The sequence below is a fragment of the Bradyrhizobium sp. in8p8 genome, assembly GCF_000426845.1.
Taxonomy (GTDB): Bacteria; Pseudomonadota; Alphaproteobacteria; order Rhizobiales; family Xanthobacteraceae; genus Bradyrhizobium; species Bradyrhizobium japonicum_C.
Genome location: NZ_AUGD01000001.1, coordinates 1,063,409 through 1,083,373 on the forward strand (window position 1 = coordinate 1,063,409; position 19,965 = coordinate 1,083,373).

Annotated in this window: 12 protein-coding genes, 1 tRNA gene and 1 pseudogene; 10 read left to right on the plus strand and 4 right to left on the minus strand. The window is 63.8% G+C overall.

All coding sequences use genetic code 11. The annotated features are described in order from the left end of the window. Positions 1–112: 112 nt before the first annotated feature. The 10 genes from K408_RS0105030 to K408_RS43280 all read left to right on the plus strand — a co-directional run bounded on the left by K408_RS0105030 (position 113) and on the right by K408_RS43280 (position 12,284). Complete coding sequence (locus K408_RS0105030) at positions 113–2,137, plus strand: acyl CoA:acetate/3-ketoacid CoA transferase (RefSeq protein ID WP_024336909.1); 2,025 nt, start codon at positions 113–115, stop codon at positions 2,135–2,137. Positions 2,138–2,243: 106 nt separating this feature from the next. Further along, positions 2,244–3,428: a substrate-binding domain-containing protein gene (locus K408_RS0105035; RefSeq protein ID WP_024336908.1), complete on the plus strand. Its 1,185-nt coding sequence runs from the start codon at positions 2,244–2,246 to the stop codon at positions 3,426–3,428. Positions 3,429–3,602: 174 nt separating this feature from the next. Next, positions 3,603–4,379: an ABC transporter ATP-binding protein gene (locus K408_RS0105040; protein WP_024336907.1), complete on the plus strand. Its 777-nt coding sequence runs from the start codon at positions 3,603–3,605 to the stop codon at positions 4,377–4,379. After that, positions 4,376–5,098 carry a branched-chain amino acid ABC transporter ATP-binding protein gene (locus K408_RS0105045; RefSeq protein ID WP_024336906.1) on the plus strand — a complete coding sequence of 241 codons (723 nt, stop codon included), beginning with the start codon at positions 4,376–4,378 and terminating at the stop codon, positions 5,096–5,098. Before K408_RS0105040 ends, K408_RS0105045 begins: the two co-directional genes overlap by 4 nt. Continuing rightward, on the plus strand, positions 5,095–6,105 hold the full coding sequence (locus K408_RS0105050; RefSeq protein WP_024336905.1) for a branched-chain amino acid ABC transporter permease: 1,011 nt from the start codon (positions 5,095–5,097) through the stop codon (positions 6,103–6,105). The genes K408_RS0105045 and K408_RS0105050 overlap by 4 nt, the downstream gene beginning before the upstream one ends. Then, on the plus strand, positions 6,102–7,187 hold the full coding sequence (locus tag K408_RS0105055; protein ID WP_024336904.1) for a branched-chain amino acid ABC transporter permease: 1,086 nt from the start codon (positions 6,102–6,104) through the stop codon (positions 7,185–7,187). The genes K408_RS0105050 and K408_RS0105055 overlap by 4 nt, the downstream gene beginning before the upstream one ends. A gap of 173 nt (positions 7,188–7,360) precedes the next feature. Further along, positions 7,361–10,468: a bifunctional diguanylate cyclase/phosphodiesterase gene (locus K408_RS0105060; protein WP_024336903.1), complete on the plus strand. Its 3,108-nt coding sequence runs from the start codon at positions 7,361–7,363 to the stop codon at positions 10,466–10,468. Further along, positions 10,468–11,511 (plus strand): sensor domain-containing diguanylate cyclase, encoded by a 1,044-nt coding sequence (locus tag K408_RS0105065; RefSeq protein WP_024336902.1) that lies wholly within the window; start codon positions 10,468–10,470, stop codon positions 11,509–11,511. Before K408_RS0105060 ends, K408_RS0105065 begins: the two co-directional genes overlap by 1 nt. A 351-nt stretch (positions 11,512–11,862) precedes the next feature. After that, positions 11,863–11,939, plus strand: a tRNA-Arg gene (locus K408_RS0105070). Then, positions 11,925–12,284 carry a hypothetical protein gene (locus K408_RS43280; RefSeq protein ID WP_024336901.1) on the plus strand — a complete coding sequence of 120 codons (360 nt, stop codon included), beginning with the start codon at positions 11,925–11,927 and terminating at the stop codon, positions 12,282–12,284. The genes K408_RS0105070 and K408_RS43280 overlap by 15 nt, the downstream gene beginning before the upstream one ends. Before the next feature lie 165 nt (positions 12,285–12,449). Here the strand turns inward: K408_RS43280 and K408_RS43285 are convergent. The 4 genes and pseudogenes from K408_RS43285 to K408_RS0105095 all read right to left on the minus strand — a co-directional run. After that, positions 12,450–13,601, minus strand: a pseudogene (locus tag K408_RS43285) (recombinase family protein); the annotation flags it as partial. Positions 13,602–13,914: 313 nt separating this feature from the next. Further along, the gene (gene mobF, locus K408_RS37585) at positions 13,915–16,599 is read right to left on the minus strand and encodes a MobF family relaxase (RefSeq protein WP_024336899.1); all 2,685 of its coding nucleotides are present in this window, start codon (positions 16,597–16,599) and stop codon (positions 13,915–13,917) included. Positions 16,600–16,709: 110 nt separating this feature from the next. Continuing rightward, entirely contained in the window at positions 16,710–17,201 is a 492-nt protein-coding gene (locus K408_RS0105090) for a hypothetical protein (protein WP_024336898.1), read from the minus strand. Between the two features lie 129 nt (positions 17,202–17,330). Then, entirely contained in the window at positions 17,331–19,955 is a 2,625-nt protein-coding gene (locus K408_RS0105095) for an AAA family ATPase (protein WP_024336897.1), read from the minus strand. Positions 19,956–19,965 lie beyond the last annotated feature (10 nt).

Below are 19,965 nucleotides of genomic sequence, written 5' to 3' on the forward strand. Positions count from 1 at the left end.
CCTTGCTATCTCTGTCTTCTCGCGCGGGAGCAAGCTGTTCCAGGGCAGCTCCCCACGCTAAGATCAACGCACAAGAACAACGGCATACGGTCGAGGGATCGGGAGGAACGCCGTGAGCCATCACCCAGCTCTGCCCTATCTGCGCAATTCCGAGAAGGGCAAGGTCGTCTCGGCGGCCGAGGCCGTCATGCTGATCCGCGACGGTGACACCGTCGCGACCGGCGGCTTCGTCGGCATCGGCTTTGCCGAGGAGATCGCGATCGCGCTGGAGGAGCTCTATCTGTCCCATGAGGGCGATGCGCCCTACACGCAGGGCAAGCCGCGCAATCTGACGCTGGTCTATGCAGCCGGACAGGGCGACGGCGGGCAGCGCGGCCTCAATCATTTCGCGCATGAAGGACTGGTCCGGCGCGTGATCGGCGGGCACTGGGGCCTTGCGCCCAGACTGCAGCAGCTCGCGATCGCGAACCAGATCGAGGCCTACAACCTGCCGCAGGGCGTGATCACGCATCTGTTTCGCGACATCGCCGCGCGCCGGCCCGGCCACATCACCCGCGTCGGCATGGGCACCTTCGTGGATCCCCGGCACGGCGGCGGCAAGCTGAACGCACGCACCACCGAGGACATGGTGGAGCTGATCAAGATCGGCGGCGAAGACTGCTTGCTCTACAAGACGTTTCCGATCCAGGTCGGGATCATCCGCGCCACCACGGGCGATCCCGACGGCAATCTCACCATGGAGAAGGAGGCGCTGACGCTGGAGGCGCTGGCCATTGCCATGGCGGCGCATAATTCCGGCGGCATCGTCATCGCCCAGGTCGAACGCGTGGCGGAGGCCGGCAGCCTCAATCCGCGCCAGGTGAAGATTCCCGGCATCCTCGTCGACTGCGTCGTGGTGTCGAGGCCGGAGAACCACTGGCAGACTTTCGGCACGCAGTACAATCCGGCTTTTTCGAGCGAGATCCGCGTCCGCGCGGCCTCGCTGCCGGTGATGCCGATCAGCGAGCGCAAGATCATCGCCCGGCGCGCCGCGCTGGAGGTGAAGGCCAACAGCGTCGTCAATCTCGGCATCGGCATGCCCGAAGGGATCGCCTCCGTCGCCAATGAAGAGCGGATCATCGATCTCATCACGCTGACGGCGGAGCCGGGCGTGATCGGCGGCATCCCGGCGAGCGGCATCGATTTCGGCGCGGCGATCAACACGCAGGCGGTGATCGACCAGCCCTATCAGTTCGACTTCTACGACGGCGGCGGTCTCGATGCCGCGTTCCTCGGGCTTGCCCAGGTCGATCGCGCCGGCAACCTCAATGTCAGCAAGTTCGGGCCGAAGCTTGCGGGCGCCGGCGGCTTCATCAACATCAGCCAGAACGCCAAGGAGGTCGTCTTCGTCGGAACGTTCGGCGCGGGCAAGCAGCGCATCAAAGTGAATGACGGCAAGCTCGTCATCCTCGACGAAGCCAAGTCGCGCAAGTTCGTCGATCGCGTCGAGCACGTCACCTTCAGCGGTCCGTTTGCCGCCGCGCGCAAGCAGCGCGCGCTGTACGTCACCGAGCGTTGCGTGTTCGAGCTCAGGGCGGACGGGCTCGAGCTCACCGAAGTTGCGCCGGGTATCGACATCGAGCGTGACATTCTGCGGCTGATGGATTTCAAGCCGCTGATCCCGCGCGACCCGGCTATGATGGACGAGCGCATCTTCCGCGAAGGCCTGATGGACCTGCGCGAGCGCCTGCTCACCATCCCGCTCGACCAGCGCTTCACGCTGGACGAGCAGCAGAACCTGTTCTTCGTCAATCTGGAACGCTATCCGCTGCGCAGCAAGGCCGAGATCGACACCATCGCCGCCATCGTCGAGGCCCGCCTGGCGCCGCTCGGACGCCGGGTCTACGCCATCGTCAATTATGACAATTTTTCCATCCTGCCGGAGCTAATGGACGATTATTCGGCGATGGTGCGCAGCCTCGTCGATCGCTTCTATTCCGGCGTGTCGCGCTACACGACGTCGGGCTTCCTGCGCATCAAACTCGGCGAAGCTCTGGAGAAACGCGGCGTCGCGCCGCACATCTTCGAGAGCGCGGAAGAAGCGCAGTCGGACTGGCGCCAGGTCGAGGCTGGCGCAGCGAGGCAGGCCCAAAGATGATGCATGCTAAAAAGCCAGCGCCCGCTCCACCGCAAGGTTCAATTGCAATGTTCGTAAGCTTGTGCAAATCGCTGTTGCCGAGAAACTTTAGATCAGGAGGACCATCGTGCGTCGATCACTCATCTTAACAACAACCATTCTCGCGCTCGCCGCGGGCTCCTCCGCACGGGCCGAGGATCTCAAGATCGGGCTGATCTATGGCAAGACCGGCCCGCTCGAGGCCTATGCCAAACAGACCGAGACCGGCCTGAAGATGGGTTTCGAATACGCCACCAAAGGCAGCATGACGCTCGACGGCCGCAAGATCGTCATCATCACCAAGGACGACCAGAGCAAGCCGGATCTTGCGAAGGCCGCGCTCGCCGAAGCCTATCAGGATGACAAGGTCGATATCGCGATCGGCACGACCTCGTCGGCCGCCGCGCTCGCCATTCTCCCCGTCGCCGAGGAGAACAAGAAGATCTTGATCGTCGAGCCCGCGGTCGCGGACCAGATTACCGGCGAGAAGTGGAATCGCTACATCTTCCGCACCGGGCGCAACTCCTCGCAGGACGCGATCTCCAACGCGGTGGCGATCGGCAAGCAGGGCGTCACCGTCGCGACGCTGGCGCAGGACTATGCCTTCGGCCGCGACGGCGTCGCAGCCTTCAAGGAGGCGCTCGCCAAGACCGGCGCGACGCTCGCAGCCGAAGAATATGCACCGACCTCGACCACCGACTTCACCGCTGTCGGCCAGCGCCTGTTCGACGCACTGAAGGACAAGCCCGGCCGCAAGGTGATCTGGGTGATATGGGCCGGCGCTGGCAATCCGCTGGCCAAGCTTCAGGACATGGACCCGAAGCGCTACGGCATCGAGCTCTCAACGGGCGGCAACATCCTGCCGGCGCTCGCGGCCTATAAGAGCCTGCCCGGCATGGAAGGGGCGACCTACTACTACTATGAAATCCCGAAGAACCCGGTGAACGACTGGCTGGTCGCCGAGCACCAGAAGCGCTTCAACGCACCGCCGGACTTCTTCACCGCAGGCGGTTTCGCCGCTGCGATGTCCGTCGTCGCCGCCGTCACCAAGGCGAAGTCGACCGACACCGAGAAGCTGATCACCGCGATGGAAGGCCTGGAGTTCGACACGCCCAAGGGCAAGATGGTGTTCCGCAAGGAAGACCATCAGGCGCTGCAGAGCATGTATCACTTCAAGGTCAAGGTCGATCCGAACGTCGCCTGGGCGGTGCTCGAGCCCGTGCGCGAGCTGAAGATCGAGGACATGGACGTTCCGGTCAAGAACAAGAGGTAATATGGTCACCTCTCCCGCGTGCGGGAGAGGTCGGTGCGAAGCGCCGGGTGAGGGCTTTCTCCTCTCGGGGATAGTTCCATTGCGGAAACACCCTCTCCCTACCCTCCCCCGCAAGCGGGGGAGGGAGCGCACCGCGACTGCGGATAAATCTAGCTTCATCATTTCCAGACACCCATGCCGCTCACCCTCGAAACCCGCGACCTCACCATCCGCTTCGGCGGTCATGTCGCGGTCAACAATGTCTCCTGCACGTTTCGACCGGGCGAGCTCACGGCCATCGTGGGGCCGAATGGCGCCGGCAAGACCACCTATTTCAATCTGATCTCGGGCCAATTGCGCGCCTCGAACGGCAGCATCCTGTTCGACGGCGCCGACATCACCCAGCACTCCGCGCCGATGCGCACGCGCGCGGGCCTCGGCCGCGCCTTCCAGCTCACCAACCTGTTTCCGAACCTGTCGGTGGAAGAGAACGTGCGCCTCGCGGTGCAGGCCGCTAGCGGTACTCACTACGACATGCTGCGACCCTGGATGGTGCGTCGCGACCTGATCGCACGGGCCGACGCCATTCTCGACCAGGTCGCGCTCGGCAGCCGCCGCGGCGGCGCCGCAACCGCACTGTCGCATGGCGACCAGCGCAAGCTCGAGGTGGCACTGATGATCGCGCTGGAGCCGAAAGTGTTCATGTTCGACGAGCCGACCGCCGGCATGAGCATCGACGAGGTGCCCGTCGTTCTCAACCTGATCGCGCAGCTCAAGCAGGACGAGAGCAAGATCATTCTCCTCGTCGAGCACAAGATGGACGTGGTGCGCTCCCTCGCCGACCGCATCATCGTGCTGCATAACGGCCAGCTCGTCGCGGACGGCAAGCCTGCCGAGGTGATCGCCTCGCCGATCGTGCAGGAAGCCTATCTCGGCGTCGCACCCAAGAATGCCACCGAGGGTGCAGCATGAGCGATCTGTTGAAACTCTCCGGCGTGCACACCCATATCGGTCGCTACCACATCCTTCAGGGCATCGATCTTGCGGTGCCACAAGGTCAGGTCACGATGCTGCTCGGCCGCAACGGCGCCGGCAAGACCACGACGCTGCGCACCGTCATGGGTCTCTGGCAGGCATCGAGCGGCGAAATCAGCCTTGCCGGCAAGCGCATCGAGAGCCTTGCCACCCCGGACATCGCGAAGCTCGGCGTCGGCTATGTGCCGGAGAGCATGGCGGTGTTCTCCGACCTCACGGTCAGGGAGAACCTGGTGCTGGCGGCACGCGACGGGCCGCTCGACGACGCCCAGCTCGACTGGATCTTCGGCTTCTTCCCGGCACTGCGCCGGTTCTGGCTGTCGCGCGCCGGAAGCCTCTCCGGCGGGCAGAAGCAGATGCTGTCCATCGCCCGCGCGATCGTCGAGCCGCGCAAGCTCCTGCTGATCGACGAGCCGACCAAGGGGCTGGCGCCGGCGATCGTCATGGCGCTGATCGAGTGCCTGAAGGAGATCAAGCGCAAGGGCGCCACCATCCTGCTGGTCGAGCAGAATTTCTTCGCCGCCCGCGAGCTTGGCGACAATGTGCTGGTCATGGACAACGGCACCATCGTCCATCGCGGCGAGATGGCGGCGCTCGCCGCCGACGTGCCGCTGCAGGAGCGGCTGCTCGGCCTGAGCCTGGAGACGCATCAGTGACTGAACTTGCCGCAACCGATCCGCTGCCGAAACCGAAGCGCGATCTCGCGCCGATCCTGCTGCCGGTGGCGCTCGCGCTTCTCATGATCCCGCTGATCGGATCGCCGAGCTCCTGGCTGACCTTGACCGCCGCCAGCCTTGCCATGGGCATGATGATCTTCATCATGGCCTCGGGCCTGACGCTGGTGTTCGGCCTGATGGACGTGCTCAATTTCGGCCATGGCGCCTTCATCGCCGTCGGCGCCTATATCGCAACCCTGGTGCTGGCCCCGTTCGCGGCTTCCGTGCAGGCCGACTCGCTCTGGATGAACCTCGCGGTGCTGGGGCCGGCCGCGCTGCTCTCGATGGCGGTTTCGGGCGCGCTCGGCCTGGTCGTCGAGCGCGTGTTGATCCTCCCGGTCTACGGCCAGCATCTGAAGCAGATCCTGATGACGACGGGTGGCCTGATCGTCGCCGAGCAGACGCTGTATGCGCTGTGGGGGCCGCAGATCATCCCGATGCCGCTGCCGACGTCGCTGCGCGGCTCCTTCATCATAGGGGACGTCGCCATCGCCAAATACCGGGTGCTGGCGATGCTGATCGGGCTCGCCGTCTTCATCGCCATCCAGCTCGTGCTCAACCGCACCAAGCTCGGCCTCCTGATCCGCGCCGGCGTCGAGAACCGCGAGATGGTCGAGGCGCTGGGCTATCGCATCCGCCGGCTGTTCCTCGGCGTGTTCATGACGGGATCGGCGCTGGCCGGCCTCGGCGGCGTGATGTGGGCGCTCTACCGCGAGCAGGTGCACGCCTCGATGAGCGACGAGCTCACCGTGCTCATCTTCATCGTCGTCATCATCGGGGGGCTGGGCTCGATCGGCGGCTGCTTCATCGGCGCGATCCTGGTGGCGATGGTGGCCAATTACGGCGGCTTCCTGGTGCCGAAACTCGCCCTCGTCTCCAACATCCTGCTGATGGTCGCCATTCTGATGTGGCGGCCGCGCGGCCTCTATGCGGTGACCAGCCGATGATGATCCTCTCAGGCGATCCGCCGCGCAGCCGCGTTCTGACGCTCGTTCTCATTCTCATCATCCTGGCGCTGGCAGCGACGCCGTTCCTGTTTCCGGGGGCCAAGGCCCTGAACGTCGCGGCCAAGATCTGCGTCTTCGCCGCGCTGGTCGCCTCGTACGACCTCCTGCTCGGCTATACCGGCTCGGTGTCGTTCGCCCACACCATGTTCTACGGCATCGGCAGCTACGCCATCGCGATCGCGCTGTACGGAATGGGGCCGAACTGGGCGGCGGTCGCCACCGGCATCGTCACCGGCCTGCCGCTGGCCGCCCTGCTCGCGCTCGCGATCGGGCTGTTCTCGCTGCGGGTGGCCGCGATCTTCTTTGCCATGATCACGCTCGCGGTCGCCTCGGCTTTCCAGGTGCTGGCCTCGCAGCTGTCCTGGCTGACTGGCGGCGAGGACGGGCGCAGCTTCCAGCTGCCCGAGCTGCTTCGCCCCGGCACGATACTGATCTCCAAGAACCTGTTCGGCTTCGAGATCAACGGCCGCATCCTGACCTACTATCTGGTCTTCGCCGTCTCGGCGCTGATGATCCTCGCGCTGCTGCGTGTCGTGAACTCGCCATTCGGGCGCGTGCTCCAGGCCATCCGCGAAAATCGTTTCCGCGCCGAGGCGCTCGGCTTCCGCACCGTGTTCCACCTCACCTACGCCAATTGCATCGCGGCCCTCGTCGCCGCCAGCGCCGGCATCCTGAACGCGCTGTGGCTGCGCTATGCCGGCCCCGATACGTCGCTGAGCTTCTCGATCATGCTGGACATCCTGCTGATGGTCGTGATCGGCGGCATGGGCACGATCTACGGCGCGATCATCGGCGCCACCATCTTCATCCTGGCCCAGAACTATCTTCAGGCGCTGATGGGTGCCGCCTCCACGGCAGCGGGCGAAGCGGGCCTGCCGCTGCTGCCGGGGCTGCTGCATCCAGACCGCTGGCTGCTGTGGCTCGGGCTGCTGTTCATCGCCAGCGTCTATTTCTTCCCGACCGGCGTGGTGGGGCGGCTGCGCAATCCCGCCGGAGACAAGAGCGGCGGCAGATCGCATTAAGCGGGGATTCATGATGCAGCGCGTCGGTTGCCGCGCGCGCCGCACAACCGTGACGCGTCTCCCGCTCCGATGCATGCGGCCAGGCTGCGCAACTGGATTAATCCTTAGGTAACTGGTTTTCCTAAGGTTTGCGCCATTTGTGCGGTGTATTCCTCTCCCTCCAAGGAGAGGGAATGCGCCAGGTCTTTTCCATGGTGACCGCCGGAATGTCTCTAGCCGCGAGGAACGGCTGGGAGGCCTTGACGCGGCGTGGTCCTGTCCTGTGGCTGACCCTGTGCGGCGTATTGCTGGTCGCGGGCATCTTCACCGTCACGGCCATGGCCGTCGGCGAATTCCGAGAACGCACCCTCGCCAACCGCGAACGCGAGCTGGAAAACACGGTGCAGCTGATCGCGCGGCACTTCGATCAGCAGTTCGAGGATTCCGACGTCGTCGCCGCCGATCTGATCGCGCAGATGAACCTTGAGGAGATCACCTCGCCCGCAATGTTCCGCGAGCGCATGTCAGGTCCCGCCACCAGCCAGATGCTGCGCAGCAAGATCAGCTCCGTATCCTATCTCGGTGACATCGCCATCTATGACGCCGATGGCGAGCTGATTAGCTGGTCGCGGGCTCAACCGCTGCCGAAGATCAACGTTTCCTCCCGCGGCTACTTTCAGGCCTTCAAGACCAATCCGCAATCCGAACCGGTCATTCTGGAGTCCGTCCGCAGCTTCATCATAGGCAAATGGACCACCGTCGTCGCACGACGGTTGAACAGCGCCGACGGGTCGTTCCTGGGCGCAATGGCGCGCCGGATCGATCCGGACAGCTACCACAAGTATTTCGCGTCCGTCGCGCTTGCCGAGGGCACGGCAATCTCGCTGTTCGACCGCGAAGGCAAAATGCTGGCGCGCTATCCGCACGTCGAAGAGCTGATCGGGCGCAACTTCAAGGATGGGCCGCTGATGCAGAAGGTGTTGGCCGAGGGCGGCCAGCACACGCTGCGCGGCAACAGTCCGGTCAATGGTGAGCAACGGCTCGGCTCGGCGGCGTCGCTGAAGCACTTCCCTCTCGTCATCATCGCCACCACCACCACCGACGCAGCGCTCGTCGACTGGCGGCAGCAGACCGGCTTCCTGGTCGCGACCGCCGGATTTTCGGCGGCGGTGATCGCACTGATCCTCTATTTCATCATCCGCCAGATCAGCCGTCAGAATCGTGAGGCCCGGGAACGGATCGAAGCAAAGCGGATGCAGCTCGACACGGCGCTCAACAACATGTCGCAAGGGCTGATCCTGTACGACGCCGCCGGCTACATCGTCATCTGTAACCGCCGGTACGCCGAGATGTTCGGCCTGTCCCACGACGTCATCAAGCCTGGCTGCCACATCCGCGAGGCGATGCGCCATCGCAAGGAGCGTGGCGCGTTCGACGGCGACGTCGAGGCATTCTGCGCCGAGGTCATGAGGATCGTCGCGGAGGGCAGGGTCTCCACGAGAGTTCATCAGCTCGCCAATGGCCGCGCCTTCCAGGTCATCAACACCCCGCTCGCACAGGGCGGGTGGGTGGCCACGATCGAAGACATCACCGACCGCCGCAAGCTGGAGCAGGAGCGGGATCGCAACCACACCTTCCTGCGCGAGATCATCGACCATATCCCTTCGCAGATCACCGTGAAGGACGCACGCACGCGCCAATATCTGCTGCTCAACTGCGTCGCCGAGCAGCTCTTCGGCCGGTCTCGCCAGGAAGTCGTAGGCAGGACTGCCTTTGACGTCTTCCCCGAGGCGCCGGCCGCCCGCATCACCGAAGACGACAGCCGCGCGCTAAATTCGGCCAAGGGATTGTTCAAGGACGAGCACGCCTGGCAGATGCCTGGTACGGGTCTGCGCTACATCACCTCGACCAGGATCGGTATTCCCGACGAAACGGGAGAGCCGCGCTACCTCATCCATGTCATCGACGACGTCACCGAGCGTCGACGCGCCGACGAAAAGATCGCGCATATGGCGCATTACGATGCGCTGACCGACCTGCCGAACCGCACGCTGTTCCGGGAGCAGATCGAACGCGAGCTGGCAAAGGTCGCCGACGGGGATCAGTTCGCGCTGCTCTACATCGATGTCGACGAGTTCAAGGGCATCAACGATTCGCTCGGCCACCACGTCGGCGACGAGCTGTTGAAGGCCATCGCAGGCCGCATCCGAAGCTGTCTCAAGCAGGGCGACCTGATCGCGCGGCTCGGCGGCGACGAGTTCGCGGTCATCCAGACCGCGGTCCAGTCACCGGCCGAGGTGGTCTCGTTCGTGAAACGGATCTATGGGGCGATCCGACAGCCCTATCATTGTTCCGGCCATCAGCTCTCCACCGACGCCAGCATCGGCATCGCGCTCGCGCCGCAGGACGGCGACGATCTCGACCAGCTCGTCAAGAACGCCGATCTTGCGATGTACGGCGCCAAGGCCGAGGGGCGACGCACGCACCGCTTCTTCGAGCCCGAGATGGATGCGAGCGCCAAGGCGCGATTGAGCATGGAGCAGGACCTGCGGCAGGCGCTGGTGGACGGCGGCTTCGAGATTCACTACCAGCCGCTGGTCGACCTGCGCTCGGGCGAAGTCTCGGGCTGCGAGGCGCTGCTGCGCTGGCGTCATCCCGAGCGCGGCATGGTTTCGCCGGCGGAGTTCATCCCGGTCGCCGAAGACACCGGCCTGATCACCGAGCTCGGCGACTGGGTGCTGCGCATGGCCTGCAACGAGGCCGCGACCTGGCCGACGCATGTGCGCGTCGCGGTCAACGTCTCGCCGGTGCAGCTCAAATGCGACACGCTGGCGCTGCGGATCGCGGGCGCACTGGCCGCTTCCGGGCTCGACCCGCGCCGGCTGGAGCTCGAGATCACCGAGGCCGTGCTGATCCGCGACGACGAGGCGGCGCTCTCGATCCTGCATCAGCTCCGTTCGATCGGCGTGCGCATCGCGCTGGACGATTTCGGCACCGGCTATTCCTCGCTCAGCTACCTCAAGCGCTTCCCGTTCGACAAGATCAAGATCGACCGCTGCTTCGTCGCCGATATCGCGGAGGCGAGCGGCTCGCCCGTCATCGTGCAGGCCGTGGTGAACATCGCTGCGGCCAGCAGCATGACCACCGTCGCCGAAGGCGTCGAGACCGAAGCGCAGCGCGAGATGCTGCGCACGCTCGGCTGCACCGAGATGCAGGGTTATCTGTTCAGCGCGCCGAAGCCGGCCAGCGAGGTGCGAAAGCTGTTCGGCGGCGATACCGGGCCGGTGGCGGCGGTGGCTTGATGACAAGATCACGCAAAGCGGTCGACGTCGCGGATTCCTACGCGGTGCGGCTGATGCAGCACCTGGTGGTGCCGACTTTCGTGATCGACCCGCAACGTCGCGTCGTGATCTGGAACAGGGCCTGCGAACGGCTGACCGGCGTCGCCGCGGCCGAAGTGATCGGCACCAGCAAGCACTGGCAGGCCTTCTATGAGACGAAGCGCCCCTGCCTCGCAGACCTCGTCGCGCTCGACCGGCCCGAGCAGCTCCCGGAATACTATTCGGAATACGCTGCGCGCGGCCATAACGGGCTCGGCTTTTCCGCGGAGAATTGGTGCGTGATGCCGAAGCTCGGCAGCCAGCTCTACCTCGCCATCGACGCCGGCCCGATCCACGACGAGGCCGGCAACCTGATCGCGGTGGTGGAGACGCTGCGCGACCTCACCGACCAGAAGCGCGCCGAGATGGCACTGAAGGAGCTCGCCACCAAGGACGGATTGACCGGCCTGTCGAACCGCCGCGCTTTCGACCAGATGCTGACGAGCGAATGGGCCCGCGCCCAGCGCACGCAGAAGCCGCTGGCGCTGCTGTTCGTCGATGTCGACCATTTCAAGCTGTTCAACGACCACCACGGCCACCAGAGCGGCGACGAATGCCTGCGCGCGATCGCCGCGGCCGTGAGCCGGCACGCCATGCGCCCGCTCGACTTCGCCAGCCGATACGGCGGCGAGGAGTTCGCGCTGATCCTGCCGGACATGGATTGCGACGCCGCCTGCAGCGTCGCCGAAGCGATCCGCTGCGCCGTCATGGCCTTGCAGATCGCCCACGGCGCCCTGGGCGCCGGCGACCATGTCACCCTCAGTGTCGGTGTCGCCAGCCACATTCCCGTTAGCGCCGACGGCAGTGCCGACCGGCTGCTGGGCGCCGCCGACGAGGCGCTTTATGTCGCCAAGCGGCTCGGCCGCAACCGCGTCATCTGCGCCGAACAGGTCCTGGCCGAGTTCGCCGCCATCGGCCGGGAGGCCGCAGCGGTTCCGGCGCCCTTCCGGCGCAAGATGGCTTGAGTCCGATCCGGCGAGAAGCGGTTGCCCGCCCCGCGCCAATCGGCTACATGAAGCCTCTCTGCACCCGTAGCTCAGCTGGATAGAGCGTTGCCCTCCGAAGGCAAATGCAAGCTCTTTCTGATGGTCGAGGGTGTCGTAAAAAACGAGTGAAACCAAGCGATTGGCGAAACTCGAAGGAAGCACGAAAATCGCATTCGAGGTCGCGGAAGCACCACGGAAGCAAACCGAAAGGAGGTTGTGGAGTACGAATGGCGATGATCGGCGAGGCTTTAGCCCGCGTCGTTTGAGCCATGTCGATTCTAGAATTCGCGATTGACCGTGGTCGATCTCGGACACTATCTGAATATCGATGCGCCCGTAGCTCAGCTGGATAGAGCGCCACCCTCCGAAGGTGGAGGCCACACGTTCGAATCGTGTCGGGCGCGCCATTTGCGTACAAAACCACGAACATTTCCGTTCTCGGTCTGTTTGCCGGCAACGGCAGCCTGGAGAATGTCCTTGCTGCCAACAATCCGGATCGCCCGATCGTCGACTTCGACCGCGTCAATGATCGAGCGGATGTACGCCTTGCGGGTGTTCGTGTCGCCTGCGTCGAGCTTTTCGGTCATGAGCCTCGCGAAAGCGTCAATCTTCCCGGCGTCGATTGCGGCCGCCGTACTGCACTGAGCGCGAGCGTGATCAAGAGCCGCTTTTGCGCGCTCCCGCTGGGACTTCAGCGCCGTGGTGCGTTCCCGCAAGATTTCGTCGAGTTCTACGATGCCGTCCTCGATTGAGCGGTAGAGCCGCCTCAAGCGCTCGTCGACGTCCGTCAGCTCCTTCTGGAGCGTTATCAGCCGCTGGTCCGCGGATTCGCTCTTTGCGGCTTGGCGCTCGATCAGCGATTTCAGGAGGTCGGCGAGCCGGTCCGGAGCGAGCACGCGCGTCTTCAGGTTGGTCAGGACGATATCGTCCAGGGTCGCCGCCGGGATATGCCGGCCGTTGCAGACCGTCTTGCCCTTCTGTTGGCAACCCGCGCAGGAATAGTAGGAATACGACCGGCCCTGCCGATTGGTGGTTCCCGTACGGGTCATTCCCGCCCCGCAGGACGCACAGACGGCGATGCCCGTGAGCAGCGAGGGGCCGTTGACCACGCGTGGCGGCGTCGTCTTGGGATTGTTCTGCGTGAGTTTCGCCTGCACGCGGTCGAAGTCGCTCTTCTCGATCAGAATCGGAACAGTGATATTGACGACGCTGGATGGATCGTGCTTGCGGCCATCCCGCGAGCTACGCACGCCATAGGGCCATTGACCGGTAGCATAGCAGGCGTTGGTCAGGATCTTGTGCACTGGCCCGACGCCAAAGGTCACGCCCCGTCGCGTGCGGTAGCCGTGGCTGTTCAGCCACTTTGTCGTTTCCTTCACGCCGAGTGGACCGGTAGTCCCATCGCCGTCCATATAGAGCTTGTAAATTAGCCGGACCGTTTCGGCCTCGACGGGATCGATGCCGAGCTTTTTCTTGATCTTCTGTCCGCGTCGTTCCGCCTCTACAATCTTGTAGCCAAGCGGCGGCGTGGCGCCATTCCAAAAACCCTGGCGCGCTGACTCGCGCATTGCGCGCGTAGTGTTCTTGGAGATTTCCCGAGATGTATGTTCATCAAATGCTCCGATGATCTGCCTAACTAGAATCTGGCTAGGGTCATCGCCCGTCGGCTGAGTGACCGACACGACCTCGACGCCATGCTTCCGCAGCTTGCGGATGGTCAACTCCATTTCAGCGACGTTGCGGAAGAAGCGATTAAACGCATAAAACACGATAGCATCGTAGGGATGATCCGGAGCGCAGGCGCGATCGATCATGTCCTGTAGCACGGGCCTGCGGTCGTCCGTTGCTGTCTTCGCCTCCACGAACTCTTCGACAATGGCATAGCCATTCTGATCGCAGAAAGCTGCGGTGACCTTGCGTTGGCTCGGGATTGAGGCTTCGTGGTTTAGCTGTCGTCCCGTACTAACTCTATAATAGGTGGCAACGCGCCTCGGCGCATCTGTTTGGTTCTGGGCCGAGTTGCGAAATACGTGCTTGTTCATGGTCAGATCTACGGCTGCACAATGCATTTCTTTGTCGCCAGGATCGAATCTGCGCAGCAGACAAGGTGCTCTGTCAATCAAAATCTGCGCACGGAATTAGCGCTCTTTGGCACTGCCCCTGAGCACATTCTGAAGCTCAGCGCCGAGCAAAATTTCGATCGCGCGCAGTTCTCTTTCCAGGATGGGAACAGAATGCGGCATCTCGATCGTCACACGGAAATCCCCCGGCTGTAGCTGACGCGGGCCGCGCTTCTTTGGGGACTGTGCTGACGCAGTACAGGACTCGCCTGGTGCGGCATCGCGGGACCTCAGCTCAGCTCGCTTGCGAAGGCTTGCGCGTCTAGAGCTCATGGTTGAGCTCCCGCCGCCGGTCGCGCAAATGTTCGGCTTTCCGATCAGGGAAACTTACGCCCTCGATCACGTCGAGCGTGGAGATCTTAGGTGCCGCGCGGGAGAGCCGCTCGGCGAGCCACTCGCGTCGCTGCGTTTCGGAAAAGGCCGATCCGTCATGTTGCCGGTCGAACGGCAGTTCGGAGGCGAGGTGTCGATCGATGCGCTGTGAGTCCACCACGAGGGTCGTCGTCTCGCGCGCCCGGCTCGATGCCACGAAGATATCGTGCCGGCTGAGGGTATGGTCGACATAGACGATGCTGTTGTCGACCGTCAGGCCTTGGCTCCCATAGATCGTTGAGGCGTAGGCCCAGCCAAGGCGCGGGCGCCCCTGCGCGTCGGCAAGACACGTGGGATTGAAGACGATGCGCCGATCACCTACGTCGGCTTCGATCCGAAGCTGGCTCGTCTCGCCGAAGGGCGCCTGCGTCTCGCTGACCGTCACGACCGTCGCGGTCGTGCCGTTGATGACGCCGAGATCGTCATTGCGAACGAGGAATCGGATCCTGTCGCCTGCAGCCAGCGCCAATTGAGTGGCGTGTCCCGAGGAAGTGACCGCCGTGAAGGAGATCTCGTCGCCCCTAATGAGGCCGGCGGTCTTGCGGCGTTCCCGCGCTACGCGCGAGATCGCGGCAACCGCGGCATTGGACTTTGCAAGAATAAGGATTGAACCGGCCGGATCGCGAACCTTGGCCGCCTCGGCTGCATCAAGCGTAGCTGCAATGGCAGTCTTGGCGCCCTGGGATTCCACCAGCAGGCCATGATCGGCGAAGGCCTTCAATCCTTCTGCAGCGTCGCCCTTGCCGAAGGCGGTAATGGCGTCCCGGACCCACGCCTCGCGTTGGCGAACGATGTTGTCGACCCGAGTCGCTTCGACGGCGCGGGACACCAGGTCAAGCCCGGGTCCCCCGATCGGCTGGAGCTGGCGGCGATCCCCGACGAGTACGGCCTTGGCGCCGGCCTTCTTCACAGCGCTGAGCAACACATGCATATCGCGCGAGGACAGCAGGCCGGCTTCGTCGACGATCAGGAGCGTGCGTTCATCGAAGACATTGTGACCGGCCTTGAGCATCGCGATCCAGGACGCCGTCGCGCGCGACTCGATGCCGAGGTCGCTAGCCAAGGTATTTGCGACACGCCAGGCCGTGGCCGTGGCGATGCATCTGATCGGCGGACCTGCTCGTCGGCCCTCCTGTTTGAACGTCACATCACCTGAGCCGATCGCGGTGTGGGCCGAAACGATCTGGAAGAGTGTGGTTGTTTTCCCGCTGCCAGGCGCTCCTTCGATGATCGAGATCGCGTTGCCGCCGCACGCAGCAATGGCGGCTTCGGTCTGCTCCGTACTCAGCCCGATGGCCACGCAGCGCTCAGCGATTCGCGTCAGATCGACGGCGTGCCAGGAGCGGGACGCGAGGTCCTGCGCCATCGCGACGACTTCCCGTTCAATAGCGAGCATTTCGGGGGTGGAATAGTTGGGCAGGCCAAGGGCATCGTGACCGATCTCGACGATTGCGCCATTCCTCAGCAGGCGATCGACTTCGACCTCCGCACGCTCGGCCGGCAGCCCGGTGCCAACGAGCGTGGCGGTCACGGAACGCAACAACTCACGGCGCTCGATCACGCTCTCCTGCTCGGTGAGGGCGGCCGGCAATGCGTCCAGTCGCTCCGACAAGAGTTGTTCGGCCGCTGCGCGATCGAATATCCTCGACGGATCTCGCAGACGTTCGGTGAACGTCTCGACTTCGATCCCGATCGATTCCGCGGCATCTCGCCAAGTGTCCTCGCGGCGAGCGGTTTCGCTGTCGCGTTTGGCGGTGCGCGTCGCTTTGGTGATGGCAGCGGCGAGTGCCGGCGCCTGAGCACTGGCGACACCGTGTTCGGCCAGTTCGTCTTCGATCTCCTGACGACGCGCGCTGAAGTACTTGATCGTGGCATCATCCACGCCGGCGATTTCGAAGATGCCGTTCTTGCCGACGCGGACGATGTCAAAGCCGAGCTTCGTCAGCTCATGTGCGAGGGCGGCGTGATAGGTCGCGCCGGCCGCCATCTTCCAATCGCGGATGACCTTGGAGTGAAGACCTCCAACTGTGCCGTCGCTCTGGCGGGTCGAGATATTCATGCATACGCAATGCGTATGCAAATTTGCATCTGCGAATATGCGCCCGTCGGCGTGTTTTGCAGGGCGGCTTTCGCCGTGCTGAAACAAGGCGGCTGTGAGAGCGACTTTCTCCAGCGACATGCCGTTGCGGCCCCGGCGCGCCCAGGTGGCCTCTCGCTCCAGGACGTTCAGCGTTGCTTTAACAGCTCGCTGCTGCGCAACTTCGATGAGGCGCTTCGTCTCGGGCGTCGCCAGCCCCCAGACCAGGGATACCGAGCGCGGTGCGCTGAGTGTCACGTCGAACGCGCTTGTCCGCTCCCTATGGCGGCGAATCTTATCCAGGAGGGGGCGGCCATCCGCGTCGAGGGCATTGTACAATTGCTCGAAGGTCTGGCGCTCGACTTGCGCGCCGTCTACAACGCCAAAATCCCCCGCCGGGGCGTACCAGAGGCCCGCAGGCTCGCCGTCGCCGAGGTAATACTCGGTCTGGCGCGTGTAGTAGCTCGCGCTTGCTGCAGGATTCCACGTCGCGACCACGAAGAAGACCTCCGAATGGGAGGCCTTCCAATTAGAGCGCGTGCTGGTAGGGGTCTCGGAAATGAATGAACTTTTCGCCTATTCTCCTAGTTTCGACCCTGGGGCGCCCCTTAGGCCCGCTGCGCTCCGTGCTGATGCAGTATGCCGGATTCGGCAATCCAGGGCGCGGGGACGTGCGCTTCGCGCCGATCAGCCCAGGCCGTCAGCGGGACGTCGACGACGGCGAGCGCGGGAAACCCCGTCACCAGGACACGAATCATTTTCCCGGCCGATGTCTCGAACACGCCAAGCGCATCCGACAGGAAGTCGGTCGTGATCGTGTCCTCCCAGACGGTCTCCATCGGCTTCGTGATTCCTCGGGCCAGCTCCTCGACGGTCGCATCCCGGCGCCTGCGGACCTGACGCCGGTCGATCCAGACCTCGCAGATGCGCCTTGCGGTTTCACCCGGCTCCAGACGAAGGACTAGTCGGATTCCGAAGCGTGCTTCGACAACCGAGCCTTGCTCTTGGCCGAACATAGCTGTGATCTGACCCAGCTCCTGTGCGGTTGCGATGGTGTTGACGCGCAATTCGCGCCCCAGCGCGAGAAGCCGTAGCAGCATGGTCGGTGTTCCGTGCCGGCGCGGCGACGAGAAGAGGAGAGTCCGTCACGGCTATCATTCTTGAGGTGCGTAAGCGGTACCGACCGGCGGCGAGGATGGTATCGGACGTCCGCTTCAGCTCGGACCATTTCATGCCGCTTTATCCTGACGGGTCCGCACGTCGGCGATCCATTTTTCTAGCACATCGATCTCGCCCTCGATAAGCGCCGGGGCTGGCAAGCGCGGATTGATCTCACCGGGCTGACTATGTAGGAGCGCCGAGCAGCGCCCAAAGGCCTCGCGCATCACGGTACAATCAGCGTTGGTAAGCACCGTCAGTTTGATGAGGCCCGTCGTATCGACCTTGCGCGACAAGCGGCGGATCACCGGCCCCACCACTTCCTCGACGGCGCGTTCCCATGTGGTGCGAAGTTGATCCTGGAAGGACGTCACCTCGCGAAGCCACTTCGCCTGATCGCCGCGCTCGTAATGGATTTTCACGTTCGCAAGATGCGCCTTCATCCCCTCGATCACTTTGTCGAGCGGCATCACGCTGGCCGGCGGCTCCTGGTGACAATAGCCGGCGTTGTCGGCGCCGCGGCTGATCAGCCGATAGGCCACCGGTGTCGCTTCCCGCTCTTTGGTGGCCCGGGAGGCTTCATCAAGAAGGAGCAGGAAGGCCATATCGTGGGTGAAGACGATCACCTGCCGGGTCTGCCCGGCCTCGGCCAGTCGGGCGGCAACCTTGTCGCGGTGTAGATGGTCGAGTGAGGAGACGGGGTCGTCGAACACGATCGCCGACTGGGCGTCGATGGTCGAAAGCTCCGCCATGAAAGCGGCGAGCGCCACGCAGCGATGCTCGCCTTCGCTCAGGACCTTACCGACCGGCTCACTCGGCCTGTTGATGAGCCGGACCTGGAAGAAGGGAACCCCCGCACTGGTTTTCGCCTGCTGAAGTTCGATGGCAAGACCGGCGACGCCGAGCTTGTTTACCTCGATGGCGAACTGGCCGCGCAAGCGGTTGGTGACGAGCGCCTGCGCGATACGGGCGCTCTGGGTCGTGATCTTGTTCGTCGCCGTGTCCTTGTTGGCCTTCTCGATCGCCTCGATAGCCTTGAGGCGTTCGATCTGGGCCAGCGCATCGGCTTTCACCACACCGAGCCATTTGCGGTCGGTGAGGCCATCACGCTCCGCGATGAGCGCTGCCCGCTGTGGAGAATTGGCCTCCGCCTGAAGGCCAGCAATGCGGGCGGCGATATCATCGAGCACCGTGCGCAACGGCGCGACGGAAGGGACTGCTGCGGGCGGAAGGGCCGGCATCGCCGCCAAGTGGTGAGTTCTGAGAAGCGCGCGCAGCCGCCAGGCCAGTTGCAGGATTTCACGGCGAAGAGTGGCCGCCAGTTCTTCCTGGCCGATGCCATCCCGCATCAGGGCGACGATTGCCAGCAGATCCGTCATCGAGATGGCTTTCGACGAGACCTCCTCGCACTTCTCACTGTAGGCGTCAGCGGCTTCCTGCTCGCGGCGCTTGCTCTCGTCCTGAACAAAGGTCTCAAAACTGCGGAGCCGCTGCGCGGCCTCCTCGCTGAGCGGCTGTTGGCAGAGGACACAATGGGCGCGGCCTTCCGTTACCGGAAACGGCCGATCCGGGTAGGCAGATGCGCGCGAATAATCGCGAGCGGCCTCCCATAAGACCTTCCAAACGTCAGCACCAATGTCGGGCAGCGGTTCATCGGCGAAGAGATTTGCGGATGCGGCTGCGGCGGCGGAGCGCGCGTTCGACAAATGCGTGTGGGCTTCGCTGAGCTCTGTCCACGTTTCATCCGTGGCGACCGCAGCCAGGTGCTCGAGCTGGCTGACAATGGTCTTGATGCGGTTTTCCTCGCCCTGGAGCTGACGAACAGTCCGGGTCGGATCACTTGAGAGATCTGTTGTGAGCATTTGGAGGCGTGCTTCCTCGTCGGGCGATAGACCGGCGAGGTTCTCGATGTCTTCCGGTTTGGTCTTGCCCGACAGCCCGGTGATCAGCTTGCCTACTGCAGTGTCCTCCTTGCATTCGGGTGTGGAAAGGACAGCCGGCGTCTGCTCCTGGAGCGACTTAATCTCCGCGGCCAGCTTGGCCTTTACGTCCTGACAGGCCTGCGCGAGGCCGGCGAGAATGCGGAGCGGAAGCGGAGTGTAGGCGAGATCGTTGGTGTTCTCGACATGGACGTTGGCGGTTCGGGAATCGAACACGCTCACGGCGGAAAGCATGGCGTCCGGCGCGCTGCCCTGGGTCCACGACGCGCTTCGCTTCTGTGCGCCGATAAAAAAGTCGATGCAGGCAGCGGGAGTGCCGGGGCTGGCCGCGTAGATGTTAGGCAGGATCGCATCGCCTTTCGGCGAACGCGCGCGGCAAAGCTGCTTGAGAACGCGAGCATATCCGGATTTACCTGCGCCATTGTCACCATAGATGACCGTGAGGCCGGCTTTGCCAAAGGATAGCCGCTCGCCGGGCGCGAGGGCGTTGACGTGCGAGAGGCCATAAAGGGCGGCAAGGCTGACGACGGCATGGCTGGCCGACGGGTCGCGGACGTGGCTGGCGTCGAGGGGCACTCCCTGTTCGGCGGCCTTGCAGATGGCGACAAGCGTTATGATATCGGCGCTTTCCAGCTTGGGCTGACTACATAGCCGCCGCAGCGCATCGCGCTGCCAAGCCGGCAAATCTGCGGACCATTTGAGAATGTCGGCAAGAGCTGCTGCTTCGTTCGAAAGATCCTCGTCCTGTCCGTCCATGGTTTCCCCC